Genomic DNA, 13,660 nt, shown 5'->3' on the forward strand with positions numbered 1-13,660 from the left:
GAAGTCATGCCCGCCAGTGTCCACGCCGTCCTCGTTCTGCGCCCCGACGGGCGCACCCCTGCGGCGCTTCACCTCACCCGGACCCTGGCCGCACTCGACGGGCAACAGCGTCGGATCGATGCCCTCACCATCATCCTCTGCGGGACGGATCCAGCACTGACGGAGCTGGCCGCTCGGTCCGGCGCGGAGTCGGTCATCACCGCGCCGGCCTCCACACGGTTCGCCGCCGCCGTGGCGCTCGCAGGACCACGGCTCACCGGCGACGCCGTCTGGCTGCTCGCCCAGGACACGGCGCCGGAGCCCGACGCACTGTCGCGTCTCGCCGGCGCGCTCGAACTCTCCCCCTCGGTGGCCCTCGTCGGTCCGAAGCTCGTGCGCTGGGACGACCGTTCGCAGATCGTCTCGCTGGGCGTCAGCATGACTCCGCTCGGCCGGACGGTCGGTCTGGCCGACAACGAGCTCGACCAGGGTCAGCACGACGCCCAGGAGGACGCCCTCGGTGTCGACGTGAGAGGGATCCTCGTGCGCACCGAGGTGTGGCGGGCGCTCGGCGGCCTCGACCCCGCCCTCGTCGGCGCCGACGAGGGGCTGGATCTCGGCATCCGGGCGCGGCTGGCCGGTCACCGCGTGGCGACCGTGCCGCAGGCCCTCGTGGCCGCCGCCGGCGACGGCGTGGCGGGTGCGCCGAGCCCTCTCAGTGCTCAGCGGATCCGTCGGCGAGCCTACGCCGAGCGCACGGCCCAGCTCCATCGCCGCCTGGTATACGCCGCCGGCCCCGCGTGGGTCTTCGTCTGGCTGGCGATCCTTCCCACCGCGGTGTGGCGGACCGTGCTTCACCTGCTGGCGAAGCATCCGTCCCTCGTCGGCATCGAGTGGGCGGCCTCGGCCGTCGCCTTCGTGCGGGTCGGAGCCGTCGCCCGTGCACGCGGACGTATCCGCCGCAGCAGGACGACGTCGTGGGCCCAGCTCGCGTCGTTGCGCGTGGGCTACGGTCAGCTGCGCCGACGGTTCGACAGCGAATCGGACGACATCCCGCAGGCCGGGGCCGACCGCCCGCGCGACGAGTTGCGGTTCTTCTCCGGAGGCGGTGCATGGCTCGTACTGGCGGGTGCCGTCCTCGCCGTGGTCGCGTTCCCGGCGCTTCTCGCCTGGCCCGTGCTCGGCGGTGGCGCCCTCGAACCGCTCCGCGCCACGGTCGGGCAGCTGTGGGCTGATGCCGCGTACGGAATGCGTGCGACGGGTCTGGACACCACAGGTCCCGCCGACCCGTTCGCCGCGGTCATCGCCGTCGTGGGCAGCCTGTGGCCGGGTAATCCCTCCCGTGCCCTCGTGCTGCTGTGGATCTGCGCTCTTCCCCTCGCCGCGCTCGGCGGCTGGTTCCTCGCCACGCGCCTGACCGAGCGTCCACTCCTGCGCATCGTCGGTGGAGCTTCGTGGATGCTGGCACCCACGTTCCTCGTCGCACTCACCGACGGACGACCCACCGGTGTCCTCGTTCATCTGCTCCTGCCCTGGCTGTTCTACGCGGGAAGCGTTGCTCATCGCTCCTGGTCGGCGGCCGGGGTCGCGTCCTTGCTGTTCGCTGCGGTCGCCGCCTGCGCGCCGTCGCTCGCGCCCGCTCTGCTGGTGCTCTGGGCGGTGGCGATCATCCTGGTGATCGTGTCCCGCAGAGGGGACGGCGTCACCCGTCTGATCTGGGTGATCGTGCCTGCCCTCGCCGCCTTCGGGCCACTCGTGTGGCATCGCATCCGGGAGGGCGACCTGCTGGCTCTGCTGGCCGATCCCGGAGTGGTGTGGGCGGGTCCTCAGGTCGCCGCGGACTCGGTGGGACGCAGCCTCCTGGCGGCGGGGTTCCCCACGAGCGACCCGGCCGGCTGGTCGGCCTTCCTGGGCGGCGCCCCGACGTGGTGGGTGCCGCTGCTGTCGGTGCCCCTCGCACTCCTCGCCCTGATCGCACCGCTCACCCCGCGATGGATGTCGGGCGTCGTCCTCCTGCTCGTCGCGGTGCTCGGAATCGGCACCGCCGTCGGCGCCGTGGGGATATCGGTGTCATCAGCGCAGTCCGAGGTCGTCGCCCTCTGGGCGGGGTCCGCGCTCAGCCTGGCCTGGCTCGGGGCCACCGGCGGGGCGATCGTCGCACTCGACGCGCGGATCGTGCCCCGACTGCGCCCGCTCCGCGTGCTGAGCGCGACGATCGTCATCGCGGCGGTGGTGGTGCTCGCCATCCCCGCCCTCACGGCTTCCGCGCGGGACGCGACGACCCTCACGAACGGTCCGCAGTCCACTCTTCCCGCGTATGTGGCCGCCGAGGGACGCGACGACGCCGATGTCGGGACGATCGCGCTCACTCCGCAGAACAGCGGGGGCGTCTCCACACAGATCATCTGGGGCGGCAGCGAGACGATCGGCGGTCAATCGACCATCGACGCCACCCGCGCCGTGCCAGGGCCGCAGGACCAGCAGATCGCCGACCTCACGGCCGACCTGGTCACCTCCAGCGGCGACGATGTCGTGCAGCGCCTCTCCTCCGCGGGGGTCAGCTTCGTGCTGCTCGGGACCGCGGCCGACCCGGAGTCCGAAGCGGCCCGCGCGCTGCGGCTCTCCGCGGTGACGGCGCTCGATCAGCGAGACTGGCTCGACGCCGTGGGCCTGACGGCGAAGGGACAGCTGTGGCGGGTCGTCGACGAGACCCAGCCGCGCGCCCGGGCCGACGCATCCGTACGCGCCGTGTCGCAGTGGGTCACAGCCCTGCAGCTCATCGTGGTCGCGGCAGCACTGCTGCTCGCCGTGCCCACGCGCTCCACCCGCCGCGAGGCGCGCCGCTCTTCCCGGATCGTCGGGCCGTCGTGGCAGGAGACCTCATGAGCGACCGGCGAGGACTCCGCTGGACGGGCGCCGGCACGCGCGTTGCGATCGGCACCGTCGTCTCGGTGGCCTTCGTCGTCGCGGTCGCGACCGCGGTCGCCGCCCCCTGGCCTCAGGTCGCCCGCGAACCGGTGGCGCTCGAGGCGACTCCCGCGGCCGCGGAGAGCGTGGTCTCGTGCACCGGAGGGATCCTCGCGCTCGGTCGCGACGCGGCCAGCGCGGGGAGCCTGTCGGTCGCGGCCGAGCAGAGCGTCACGTCGGGCACGGCCGACCCGGCGATCGTGCCGAGCGAAAGTGCACTCGTGGTACCCGGAGTCAGCGGCGGGAGTCCGCTCGCCTTTGCGGCCGCGCCCGTCGACGGCGTTCGGACGGACATCGCCGCGTCGGGCTCCGCATCCGTGGACGCCGACGACCTGCGAGGGCTGGCGGCCACCGCGTGCCAGCCGCCCATGATGGAGTCCTGGCTCGTCGCGGGAGCCACGACGACCGGCTACTCCGACCTGGTGCTGCTCGCGAACCCCGGATCGGTTCCGGCCACCGTGCAGTTGACTGTCTACGGGGCAGGCGACCCGGTCGTCCCGCCGGGCGGCAGCGACCTCGTCGTGCCTCCCGGGACCCAGATCGTCGTTCCGCTCGCGGGACTCATCGTCGGCGAATCGAGCCCCGTGGTGAGGGTCTCGGCCTCCGGGGCGCCCGTCCGCGCGGCGCTCCAATCGTCCTTGACCGACACCCTCGTCCCCATCGGTCTCGATCAGGTGGGTGCTGTCGCCGCCCCGGGGCAGACCGCGGTGATCCCCGGCGTCGACGTGACGACGGCGCCCTCCGGCGGTGACCCCGCGACGGTGGTGCGGGTGCTCGCACCCACGGCGGACGCCACCGCCACGATCACGGTCGCATCCGCCGATGCGGCGACGGCGTCCCTGCCCCCCTCCACGGTGCCGCTCACCGCCGGTCACCCCGCCGAGGTCGAACTGCCGGGCCTCGCGCTGGGCAGCTATACGGTGACGGTGACGGCGGAGACGCCCGTGGTTGCGGCCGTCCGGCAGGTGGCGGGCTCGGGGGAGGCCGCCGATTACGGCTGGTACTCCGTCGCACCCGAGGTCACCCTGCCCAGCCTGTTCGCGACCACGTCGGGACCGGACGCCGTGTTGACGATCGCGAACTCGGGAGACGTGGACGCGACCGTCATCGTGAGCCCCCGGAGCGGGAGCGGGGCGCTATCGACGGTCACGGTGCCCGCACGCGGCAGCAGCGCCGTGCCCCTCGCGGGTCGCACCGTCTACCTGCTCGACGCCGGGGGAGCGCCGGGCGTCCACGCCGAGGTGTCGATGGCCGGCGACGGCGCACTCGCCGCTTTCCCGGTGTGGTCGGCGGATGCTGCGGCCCGATCCATCTCGGTGTACCCGTGACGGATCGCCCGGCGTGGATTCAGAAGTAGCGGAACCGCTCCGGACCAAGGTCCCACGGGTCGCGATCGAGGTACTCCGCCGCCGCGCGGAAGACACAGCTCTCGATCATCATGCGGCGGTGCAGGTCGTCGTTGCGGTGGAGGTGCGACAGGCGTTCGATCGGCAGCCGGTAGACGATGATGCGCTTCTCGTCGGTCAGCACCTTCCAGCGCGGGATGCCGTCGTCATCGCTCGAGGCCGGCATGTCGCCGATCTCGAAGCTGACGCCCTGCAGTTCGCTCCATGCCGATCTCAGGAACTCCGCAGCCGTGCCGACAGCGAGGTCGAATCGCTCGGCGCGCGTGTCGAGCGGCGGAAGCGGGGGGCGGACCACCGGGCTGCGGTCCTCGCGGCCGTGCCGGCCGTGTCGCGCGGGACGTCGCGGCGGCGGGGTCGTCGCTTTCCGCCAGGCCATGCGCCCCATCTTACGCGCGCTGAGCGATGCGGCCGCTGAGGCGTGAGCCGTACCTCGCGGCGCGGCACATCCGCGCCGTCGGAAGACGCGGATACCATGACGACGATGCGCGAAAGACTCTGCTCGAAGGTCGCCTGTGCCCGCGAGGCCGTGACGACCCTGACGTTCGACTACGGCGACCAGATGGCGGCCCTCGGCCCCCTGGGCGGCGGCGACGACCCGCACGCCCACGACCTGTGCGCGATCCACACCGACCGTCTGTCCGTGCCGAAAGGCTGGATCGTCGTCCGTCACGAGTCGCTCCGGGTCTGATCCACCGGCGCGCGTGATCCCGCGCCCGCCTCCGGGCGCCGTGGGAAGATGGCGGCATGTCGACGCCCACCCCGTTCTTCACCGGCACCGAGATCTTCGACGACGCGTCTTCCGGGGCATCCGCCCGCTCCCTCGATCACGCGATCGCGGACCTGACCCTGGCCGAGGCGGGCCGCCATCAGATCCGGCTCGCCGAGAACGAGATGCCCGGGCTCATGGCCCTGCGCGAGGAGTTCGGTCCGGCGCAGCCGCTGGCGGGCGCTCGCATCGCCGGCTCGCTGCACATGACGGTGCAGACCGCGGTGCTGATCGAGACCCTCGTGGCGCTGGGCGCGCGCGTCCGCTGGGCGAGCTGCAACATCTTCTCCACGCAGGATGAGGCGGCCGCCGCTGTCGTGGTCGGTCGCACCGGAACCGTGACCGAACCTCAGGGTGTGCCGGTCTTCGCCTGGAAGGGCGAGACCCTCGAGGAGTACTGGGAGTGCGCCGACCGCATCTTCGACTGGTCCGCCGAGGGTGCGGACGGCCCCAACCTCATCCTCGACGACGGGGGCGACGCCACCCTGCTCGTCCATCGTGGTGTGGAGTTCGAGGCGAAGGGGGCGGTGCCGGATGCCGCGCCCGGAGACCCGCACGAGTACACCGTGGTCCTCGACACGCTGCGCCGGAGTCTGGCGGCCGACCCGCAGCGCTGGACGCGCATGGCCGCGGGCATCCTCGGAGTGACGGAGGAGACCACGACGGGCGTGCACCGCCTGTACGAGCTCGCGGCCGCCGGGGACCTGCTCTTCCCCGCGATCAACGTCAACGACTCGGTCACCAAGTCGAAGTTCGACAACAAGTACGGCATCCGCCATTCGCTTCCCGACGGCCTCAACCGGGCGACGGACGTGCTGATCGGCGGCAAGACCGTGTTCGTGTGCGGCTACGGCGATGTCGGCAAGGGGGCGGCGGAGGCGCTTCGCGGTCAGGGTGCACGCGTCATCGTCGGCGAGGTCGATCCGATCTGTGCGCTCCAGGCCGCAATGGACGGCTTCCAGGTGACGCCTCTGCGCGCTGTCGTCGGCGACGTCGACATCGTGGTGACCGGCACCGGCAACAGGGATGTCGTCGGCGTCGACGACCTCCTCGGCCTCAAGCATCTGGCGATCGTCGCGAACGTCGGGCACTTCGACAATGAGATCGACATGGCGGGTCTCTCCGCTCTGGCCGGAGCCGAGTCCGTCGAGATCAAGCCGCAGGTGCACGAGTGGCGGATGCCGAACGGTCGCAGCGTGCTGATCCTCAGCGAGGGGCGCTTGATGAACCTCGGCAACGCGACGGGACATCCGTCCTTCGTCATGAGTGCGTCCTTCACCAATCAGGTCCTCGCGCAGCTCGAGCTGTTCATGCGCATCGAGCAGTACCCGGTCGGCGTGCACACGTTGCCCAAGGAGCTGGACGAGAAGGTGGCCCGACTGCATCTGCCCGCGCTCGGCGTCGAATTGACGGTGCTCACCCCTGCTCAGGCGGCCTATATCGGCGTTCCCGTCGACGGACCGTACAAGCTCGACCAGTACCGCTACTGACGCCGGGTCGCAGCGCCCGGAGCCCGCGTCGGTGGGTTCAGCGGTCGGGGAAGCCGCGGGTGGCGCCGGAGGTCAGGGCCTCCACGCGCTGGTTCTGGAGCAGAAGCGCGTGCAGCTCGCGGTCGCGTCGCACCGCCATGACCGCGATCAGCAGCGTCTCGGCGTCGACGTCGGGACGCGGCGACACGAAGGCGGCGGCCTCGGAGGCGAGGGACGTCGCGATCCGCGCCCGCGCGGGCGGCTGCAGATGCCCCGCCTGCTGTGAGAACTGCGCGATGCGACGGGCCAGAGGGTCCGGGAGTCGAGCGACGTCGGCCGTCATCGCCCATCCCGCCAACGCGGGCGGAACGGGCAGCGGCGGCGCAGGCAGCTCGGGCGCGCGCGTGCGCTCGGAGTAGGTGCCCGCCAGCAGGTCGCCCAGCCGCTGAGACCGCGGGGTGAAGGCCCCGACGAGCGCTGCTACGGCTCCGACGGTGAACCAGAGCTCGAACACGCCGGTGAGTGCGCGGATGAACGACTGGCGGAAGCCCGAGGCGCCACCGTCGGCGCGGACGATCCGGGCACCCACCGCGAGCTTGCCGAGGCTGCGTCCGCGCGTCGCCGTCTCCACGGCCGTCGGGACGATCACCGTCACGGTGACGAGCATGGCGATGGAGAGGATGGGCAGCACGGTCTCGTCGATCGCCCCCTGCGCGAGCAGGGCGGTGAGCACGAGAACGAACAGCAGGAACAGCGCGGCGGCCACGACCATGTCGATCAGCGTGCCGAGTGCGCGGAGGAAGAAGCCCACGGGCTGGACGTCCAGGGCCACGGCCTCACCGGTGAGCACCTCGTCCTGCTGGACATCGATGAGCTGCGGCCGCGTCGGGGCCGACGGGGCGGGAGGTGCGGTGTCCTCGGGCATGGGTACAGTAAAGCAAATGGACCTCGACGCCCTCACCGCTGCGCGTCGGGAGGAGTGGGCTCGCCTCGATGCGCTCGGGCGATCCCGGCGGCTGTCCGGCGCCGATGTCGACGAGCTCGTGACCCGGTATCAGGCCGCGTCCGCCGATCTCGCCGACATCAAGTCGTCGGCCGGGCGCACCACCCAGGGAGATCACGTCTCGACCCTGCTCTCGCGGGCGCGACTGCGGCTGACGGGCAGTCCCGACAACGTCCTCCGGCAGGTTCCCCGCTTCTTCGTCCTGCAATTGCCCGCCGCCTTGTACCGCGTGCGATACACCACCCTCGTGATCGCCGTGGTCTTCGTGCTGACCGCCGCGCTCGTCGCCTTCTGGGTCTCGGGCGACCCGGCGCTGGTCGCGTCGCTCGGCAGTCAGGCGCAGCTCGAGGAGTACGCCGAAGACAGCTTCACCTCGTACTACAACCCCGCCGCGGTCTTCGCGGGCACGGTGTGGACGAACAACGCCTGGATCGCCGCGCAGTGCGTCCTGTTCGGCATCACCGGCATCTGGCCGCTCATGGTGCTGATGCAGAACGCCGTGGGTGTCGGTCAAGCGGCGGCCATCCTGATCGCCTTCGATCGCGGCGATGTGTTCCTGCTCTACATCCTCCCGCACGGGATGCTCGAGCTCACGTGCATCTTCGTCGCCGCCGCGGCCGGGCTGCACGTGTTCTGGTCGTGGGTGGCGCCCGGCCCGCAATCCCGAGGGGCGTCGCTCGCTGCGGCCGGAAGATCGCTGGTGACCGTCGCGATCGGCCTGGTCTTCGCCCTCGGGCTGTCGGGGCTGGTCGAGGGGTTCGTCACGGGCCAGCCCTGGCCGTGGCCGGTCAAGATCGGCATCGGCGCCGCGGCCCTCGCGGTCTTCCTGTTCTACATGTTGGTCGTCGGCCGCACGGCGGCGCGGCGCGGGGAGACCGGTGATCTCACCGAGTACGAGACGGGCACGCCGCGCCTCGTGGCAGGGTGAGCGCGACCCCCGGAACGAGACCCTCTCTTTTGAAACGCTCAAAACAGGGCTAGTCTGAGAAGATGATCGATACTCCGTGGGCACCCCGCGCCGCGGACGATCTGCGCGCGGCCGGGCTGCGTGTCACGCGATCGCGTGAGGCCGTGTACGAGGCTCTCCGTGATCGGCCGCATGCCAGCGCCGACGACATCCACACGCTCGTGATGAAGCGGATGCCGCACACCAGCCTTCAGTCGGTCTACAACGCCCTGGGCGACTTCGTGACCGCCGACCTGGCGCGGCGGATCGAACCCGCCGGCCGGCCGATGCTGTTCGAACTGCATCTGCGTGACAACCACCACCACGCGGTGTGCACCTCCTGCGGCGCGGTGGCCGACGTGGAGTGCGCCACGGGCGCCGCCCCCTGTCTGCATCCCGCCGATCCGCACGGCTTCTCCATTCAGGAGGCTGAGATCACCTTCTGGGGTCTGTGTGCCGACTGCGCGGCATCCGACCCGACCATCCCCACCCCGCCACCCCACATGGAAGGAAAACCATGACCGCACACGACGACACCGTCGCTCCCATCGGGGAGCAGGTCGACCAGATCGACCAGTCCGTCACCGACACGACGCCCGAGGCCGAGAACGAGGCCGCCTCGTGCCCCGTCATCCACGCCCAGCCGCACCCGACGTCGGGCTCGGCCAACCGCGTGTGGTGGCCGAACCAGTTGAACCTGAAGATCCTCGCGAAGAACCCCGCGGTGTCCAACCCGCTGGGCGACGACTTCGATTACAAGGCCGCCTTCGAGAGCCTCGACCTCGCCGCGGTGAAGGCCGATATCGAGCAGACGCTCACCACCTCGCAGGCGTGGTGGCCCGCCGACTTCGGCAACTACGGTCCGCTGATGATCCGCATGGCGTGGCACAGCGCGGGCACCTATCGCGTGATGGACGGCCGTGGCGGCGGCGGCGCCGGTCAGCAGCGCTTCGCCCCGCTCAACAGCTGGCCCGACAACGTGGGGCTCGACAAGGCCCGCCGACTGCTCTGGCCCATCAAGAAGAAGTACGGGCAGAACCTGTCGTGGGCCGACCTCATGATCCTCGCCGGCAACGTGGCCCTCGAATCGATGGGCTTCCGAACGTTCGGCTTCGGTGGTGGGCGTGCCGACGTCTGGGAACCCGACGAGGACGTTTATTGGGGTCCCGAGACGGTCTGGCTCGGCGATGATCGCTATTCGGGGGACCGCGATCTGCAGAAGCCGCTCGCGGCCGTGCAGATGGGGCTCATCTACGTGAACCCGGAGGGACCGAACGGCAACCCCGACCCGCTCGCCTCGGCGCGCGACATCCGTGAGACCTTCGCGCGCATGGCGATGAACGACGAGGAGACGGTCGCGCTGATCGCCGGCGGTCACACGTTCGGCAAGACGCACGGCGCAGCCCCCGACACCAACCTCGAGGACAACCCCGAGGCCGCCGGCCTCGAACGCCAGGGCCTCGGATGGAAGAACAACTTCGCGTCCGGCAAGGGTGACGACCAGATCACCAGCGGGCTCGAGGTCACGTGGACCTACCACCCGACCCGCTGGGACAACGAGTACTTCCACATCCTGTTCGCGTACGACTGGGAGCTGATGAAGAGCCCGGCCGGGGCGAACCAGTGGCGGCCCGTCGGCGGCGCGGGCTCCGACATGGTGCCGCTGGCGCACGACGCGTCCACGCGCCGTGAGCCGCGCATGCTCACGAGCGACCTCGCCCTGCGCTTCGACCCGATCTACGGGCCCATCTCGGAGCGCTTCGCGAAAGACCCCGATGCCTTCGCCGACGCCTTCGCGCGAGCCTGGTTCAAGCTGACACATCGCGACATGGGTCCGATCGACCGCTATCTGGGTTCCGAGGTCCCTGCCGAGGAGCTCATCTGGCAGGACCCGGTGCCCGCGGTCGATCATGTGCTGATCGACGCATCCGACGCCGGCGAGTTGAAGCGTCGCATCCTCGAGACGGGTCTCTCGGTCTCGGAGCTCGTCGCGACCACCTGGGCCGCAGCATCCACTTTCCGCGGCAGCGACAAGAGGGGCGGCGTCAACGGCGCCCGCATCCGGCTGCTTCCGCAGAAGGACTGGGCCGTCAACAAGCCCGCCCAGCTGGCGAAGGTGCTCGACGCGCTCGAGGGCGTGCAGTCGTCCTTCAACGAGGGCCGCGGCGACGGCAAGAAGGTCTCGCTGGCCGACCTGATCGTGCTGGCGGGCAATGCCGGTGTCGAGCAGGCCGCTCGGGCCGCCGGCGTCGAGGCCGAGGTGCCGTTCCGTCCGGGTCGGACCGACGCGACCCAGGATCAGACCGACCTCGAGTCGTTCGGATACCTCGAGCCTGCCGCCGACGGATTCCGCAACTACCTGGGGCCGCTCGCCATGGCCTCCACGCTGCCGGAAGAGCACCTGCTCATCGACAAGGCCAATCTGCTGACGCTCAGCGCGCCGGAGATGACGGTGCTGATCGGCGGTCTGCGCGTGCTCGGCACCAACTGGGACGAGTCGTCCTACGGCGTGCTCACGGAGCGCGTGGGCGTGCTGACGAACGACTTCTTCGTGAACCTGCTCGACCTCGGCACGACCTGGAAGGCGCTCGACCCGGGTCAGCATGCGTTCCAGGCGACGGATGACGCCACGGGCGACCGCACGTGGACGGGTACCCGCGTCGATCTGCTGTTCGGGTCGAACTCCGAGCTGCGCGCGCTCGCCGAGGTCTATGCGAGCGACGACGCCTCGGAGAAGTTCGTCCGCGACTTCGTCGCGGCGTGGGGCAAGGTCACCGAGCTCGATCGGTTCGATCTGGTCTGATCCTCGACACGGAAGCGGCCCGCCCCCTCGGGGACGGGCCGCTTCCGTGTGCGGGGTGTCAGCCCTGGCGTGCCTCGGAGGGCTGGGTCGACGCCGGACGCGGCTCGAACAGGCCGCGGTGCAGGAAGCCCGCGAGCAGTCCGCCGACGAGGGGGAACAGGATGAACACCCAGAGTTGGCCGAGCGCATCGCCGCCGCCGTAGATCGCCGTGGCGATCGACCGGGCGGGGTTCACGGAGGTGTTGTCGATCGGGATGGACGCGAGGTGGATGAACACGAGCGTGAATCCGATCGCGACCCCGGCGAGCTGTCCGGCACCGCGCTTCTCGTTCGTCACCCCGAGGATCACGAGGATGAAGATCGCGGTGAACACGATCTCGGCGACGATGGCGGCACCGAGGCCGAAGCCGCCGGGCGAGCTGTCGCCGTACCCGTTGCTGGCGAAGCCGCCGTCCTGTGCGGCGCTCAGCCAGCCGTCGGGGCCGGAGAGCCCGATGAGGACGATGATCGACGTGCCGACGGCGCCGCCCACGATCTGGGCGACGATGTAGCCGGGGGCTTCTCGCCAGGGGAAGCGGCCCGCGGCGGCCAGACCGAACGTCACGGCGGGGTTGAAGTGACCACCCGAGATCGGGCCCCAGGCGTAGATGCCGGCCATGAGGGTCAGGCCGAACGCCAGCGCGACGCCGACGAAGCCGACACCGAGCGAGGTGCCGTTGTCGCTCACGCCGAAGTTCGCCGCGAACAGGGCGGTTCCGATGGAACCGAAGACCAGCAGGAAGGTGCCGAGCGCCTCGGCGATCAGCTTGGTCGCGGTGCTGGGATTGACCGCGGGGTTCGAATCTGGCATGAGAGAGCTCCTTTCAGCCTCGATCGCGAGCGTAGCCGCTTCCCAGCCGATTCACAGTGAGGCACGAGCATCGATGACCGCCTGTGACGTCGCGTGGCGGGGTGAGCTCAGAGCCGACCTGTCGCCTTAAGTGCCAGATACCGGTCGGCGACCCGCGGGGGCAGATCGTCGGGGGTGTCGGCGATCGCCTCAGCGCCGGCCCGGCCGACGGCGGACGCGAAACGCTCGGCGTCGCGGATCGCACGCTCGGCAGAGGCCGCCCGGTAGACCTCGGCGGCGTCTCCGCGAGCGCCGGCGACGTCGTGCAACTCGGCATCGGTCGCGCTCCCGACCAGTACGAGCGTGCGACGGGTGAGCGATGTCAGCGATCCGAGGAGGCCTCGAGCGGCCTCGGGTGCGTCCTGTGCGGTGAGCAGAACGACCAGCGAGGGCCGTGAGGTCAGCGCGCGCACCTGGGCGAACGCGGCATCCCAATCGGTGTCGATCAGCTGGGGCTGCGCCGGCGCCATGGCGTCCACGAGGGCCGGGAGCAGCGGAGCTCCGTCCACGCCCGTCACGCGGGCACGCGCGACTCGGTCGAACATCACGAGGTGCACGTGGTCGCCCGCGCGGGTCGCGAGGGCCGACAGCAGAAGAGCTGCTTCCATCGCGGCGTCCAGGCGCACCCCGTCGCCGACGCGAGCGGCGGACGTGCGTCCGGTGTCGATGAGCACGACGACGTGACGGTCGCGCTCCGGCCGCCAGGTGCGCAGCATCGTGCTGCCCGCGCGCGCGGTCGCGCGCCAGTCGATCGAGCGGACGTCGTCGCCTCGGACGTACTCGCGCAGGCTGTCGAACTCCGTGCCCTGGCCGCGCATCTGCACGCTCGTGTTGCCGTCCATCTCCCGCAGGCGGGCGAGGCGCGAAGGAAGGTGGCGCCGAGACGTGAAGGGCGGCAGCACGCGCACGGCGGCGGGGGCATCGACACGCCCCTGGCGTCCCGCGAGGCGGAGGGGACCATCGGCGCGGATGACCACGAACCGCGAGGTCAGCTCACCACGACGGCGGGGTCGCAGGGGGATGGACACCCGCCTGCTCTCTCCCGGGGGGATCTCGATCACCGCCCGTGCGAGAGGGGCGCCTGCGGTGGGCTGCCATGCGTCGCGGAGGCGTCCGCGCAGGAGTCGCGACCCCGTGTTGCGGACGCGCAGTTCGGTCTGCACGCCCTCACCGAGCAGCACCCGACCGGGAATCGTGCGGGCGATGTCGACCAGGCGCGGATCGGCGGCGGCCGCGGCATCCGCGCAGGCGACGCCCGCGCACAGCAGCAGCCAGCCCACCATGCAGAGCCAGGGGTCGGCACCGGCGACGGCGAGGAGGATCACCGGGATCACGCCGAGGCCGACGAGCAACGGCAGACGGCCGGTGAGGTACATGCGGATCCTTGCGGTGGAAGCGAGTGGATGCGGCGAGGAGGAGGTGCGTCGACCGG

Annotated in this window: 11 protein-coding genes; 7 read left to right on the forward strand and 4 right to left on the reverse strand. The window is 71.0% G+C overall.

Going from position 1 to position 13,660, the window contains the following annotated elements; genetic code table 11:
* Positions 1 to 6: 6 nt before the first annotated feature.
* Both ACFXOO_RS08460 and ACFXOO_RS08465 read left to right on the forward strand, forming a co-directional pair.
* Positions 7 to 2,865 (forward strand): glycosyltransferase, encoded by a 2,859-nt coding sequence (locus ACFXOO_RS08460; RefSeq protein ID WP_394563330.1) that lies wholly within the window; start codon positions 7 to 9, stop codon positions 2,863 to 2,865.
* Positions 2,862 to 4,274, forward strand: coding sequence for a DUF5719 family protein (locus tag ACFXOO_RS08465; protein WP_394563331.1), 1,413 nt, complete (start codon positions 2,862 to 2,864; stop codon positions 4,272 to 4,274). The genes ACFXOO_RS08460 and ACFXOO_RS08465 overlap by 4 nt, the downstream gene beginning before the upstream one ends.
* A 19-nt stretch (positions 4,275 to 4,293) precedes the next feature.
* On the opposite strand, the gene ACFXOO_RS08470 is transcribed toward ACFXOO_RS08465, so the two are convergent.
* On the reverse strand, positions 4,294 to 4,728 hold the full coding sequence (locus tag ACFXOO_RS08470; RefSeq protein ID WP_378840987.1) for a metallopeptidase family protein: 435 nt from the start codon (positions 4,726 to 4,728) through the stop codon (positions 4,294 to 4,296).
* A 105-nt stretch (positions 4,729 to 4,833) separates the two neighbouring features.
* Between ACFXOO_RS08470 and ACFXOO_RS08475 the strand changes: the two genes are divergently transcribed.
* Both ACFXOO_RS08475 and ahcY read left to right on the forward strand, forming a co-directional pair.
* Complete coding sequence (locus ACFXOO_RS08475) at positions 4,834 to 5,040, forward strand: DUF3499 family protein (RefSeq protein WP_378840985.1); 207 nt, start codon at positions 4,834 to 4,836, stop codon at positions 5,038 to 5,040.
* A 56-nt stretch (positions 5,041 to 5,096) separates the two neighbouring features.
* Complete coding sequence (gene ahcY / locus ACFXOO_RS08480; RefSeq protein WP_394563332.1) at positions 5,097 to 6,608, forward strand: adenosylhomocysteinase; 1,512 nt, start codon at positions 5,097 to 5,099, stop codon at positions 6,606 to 6,608.
* Positions 6,609 to 6,645: 37 nt separating this feature from the next.
* Here ahcY and ACFXOO_RS08485 read toward each other — a convergent pair whose 3' ends face one another.
* Entirely contained in the window at positions 6,646 to 7,512 is an 867-nt protein-coding gene (locus ACFXOO_RS08485) for an RDD family protein (RefSeq protein ID WP_378853658.1), read from the reverse strand.
* Between the two features lie 16 nt (positions 7,513 to 7,528).
* Here ACFXOO_RS08485 and ACFXOO_RS08490 point away from each other — a divergent pair, with 16 nt between their 5' ends.
* The 3 genes from ACFXOO_RS08490 (at position 7,529) to katG (ending at position 11,339) form a co-directional block, all read left to right on the forward strand.
* Entirely contained in the window at positions 7,529 to 8,518 is a 990-nt protein-coding gene (locus tag ACFXOO_RS08490; protein WP_378840978.1) for a stage II sporulation protein M, read from the forward strand.
* 62 nt (positions 8,519 to 8,580) lie between these two features.
* Entirely contained in the window at positions 8,581 to 9,057 is a 477-nt protein-coding gene (locus ACFXOO_RS08495; RefSeq protein ID WP_378840976.1) for a Fur family transcriptional regulator, read from the forward strand.
* Positions 9,054 to 11,339 (forward strand): catalase/peroxidase HPI, encoded by a 2,286-nt coding sequence (gene katG / locus ACFXOO_RS08500; protein WP_378853660.1) that lies wholly within the window; start codon positions 9,054 to 9,056, stop codon positions 11,337 to 11,339. Before ACFXOO_RS08495 ends, katG begins: the two co-directional genes overlap by 4 nt.
* A 58-nt stretch (positions 11,340 to 11,397) precedes the next feature.
* On the opposite strand, the gene aqpZ is transcribed toward katG, so the two are convergent.
* Together aqpZ and ACFXOO_RS08510 are read right to left on the reverse strand one after the other, a co-directional pair.
* Positions 11,398 to 12,189, reverse strand: coding sequence for an aquaporin Z (aqpZ, locus tag ACFXOO_RS08505; protein ID WP_378840949.1), 792 nt, complete (start codon positions 12,187 to 12,189; stop codon positions 11,398 to 11,400).
* 107 nt (positions 12,190 to 12,296) lie between these two features.
* Positions 12,297 to 13,604 carry a DUF58 domain-containing protein gene (locus tag ACFXOO_RS08510; RefSeq protein ID WP_394563333.1) on the reverse strand — a complete coding sequence of 436 codons (1,308 nt, stop codon included), beginning with the start codon at positions 13,602 to 13,604 and terminating at the stop codon, positions 12,297 to 12,299.
* Positions 13,605 to 13,660: the final 56 nt, after the last annotated feature.

Origin of the sequence: Microbacterium sp. P03 (genome assembly GCF_043556235.1) — a bacterium.
GTDB lineage: Bacteria > Actinomycetota > Actinomycetes > Actinomycetales > Microbacteriaceae > Microbacterium.

Coding starts and splice junctions, on each gene's coding strand:
- ACFXOO_RS08460 (WP_394563330.1), top strand. CDS start 7: ATGCCCGCCAGTGTCCACGCCGTCCTCGTTCTGCGCCCCGACGGGCGC.
- ACFXOO_RS08465 (WP_394563331.1), top strand. CDS start 2,862: ATGAGCGACCGGCGAGGACTCCGCTGGACGGGCGCCGGCACGCGCGTT.
- ACFXOO_RS08470 (WP_378840987.1), bottom strand. CDS start 4,728: ATGGCCTGGCGGAAAGCGACGACCCCGCCGCCGCGACGTCCCGCGCGA.
- ACFXOO_RS08475 (WP_378840985.1), top strand. CDS start 4,834: ATGCGCGAAAGACTCTGCTCGAAGGTCGCCTGTGCCCGCGAGGCCGTG.
- ahcY (WP_394563332.1), top strand. CDS start 5,097: ATGTCGACGCCCACCCCGTTCTTCACCGGCACCGAGATCTTCGACGAC.
- ACFXOO_RS08485 (WP_378853658.1), bottom strand. CDS start 7,512: ATGCCCGAGGACACCGCACCTCCCGCCCCGTCGGCCCCGACGCGGCCG.
- ACFXOO_RS08490 (WP_378840978.1), top strand. CDS start 7,529: ATGGACCTCGACGCCCTCACCGCTGCGCGTCGGGAGGAGTGGGCTCGC.
- ACFXOO_RS08495 (WP_378840976.1), top strand. CDS start 8,581: ATGATCGATACTCCGTGGGCACCCCGCGCCGCGGACGATCTGCGCGCG.
- katG (WP_378853660.1), top strand. CDS start 9,054: ATGACCGCACACGACGACACCGTCGCTCCCATCGGGGAGCAGGTCGAC.
- aqpZ (WP_378840949.1), bottom strand. CDS start 12,189: ATGCCAGATTCGAACCCCGCGGTCAATCCCAGCACCGCGACCAAGCTG.
- ACFXOO_RS08510 (WP_394563333.1), bottom strand. CDS start 13,604: ATGTACCTCACCGGCCGTCTGCCGTTGCTCGTCGGCCTCGGCGTGATC.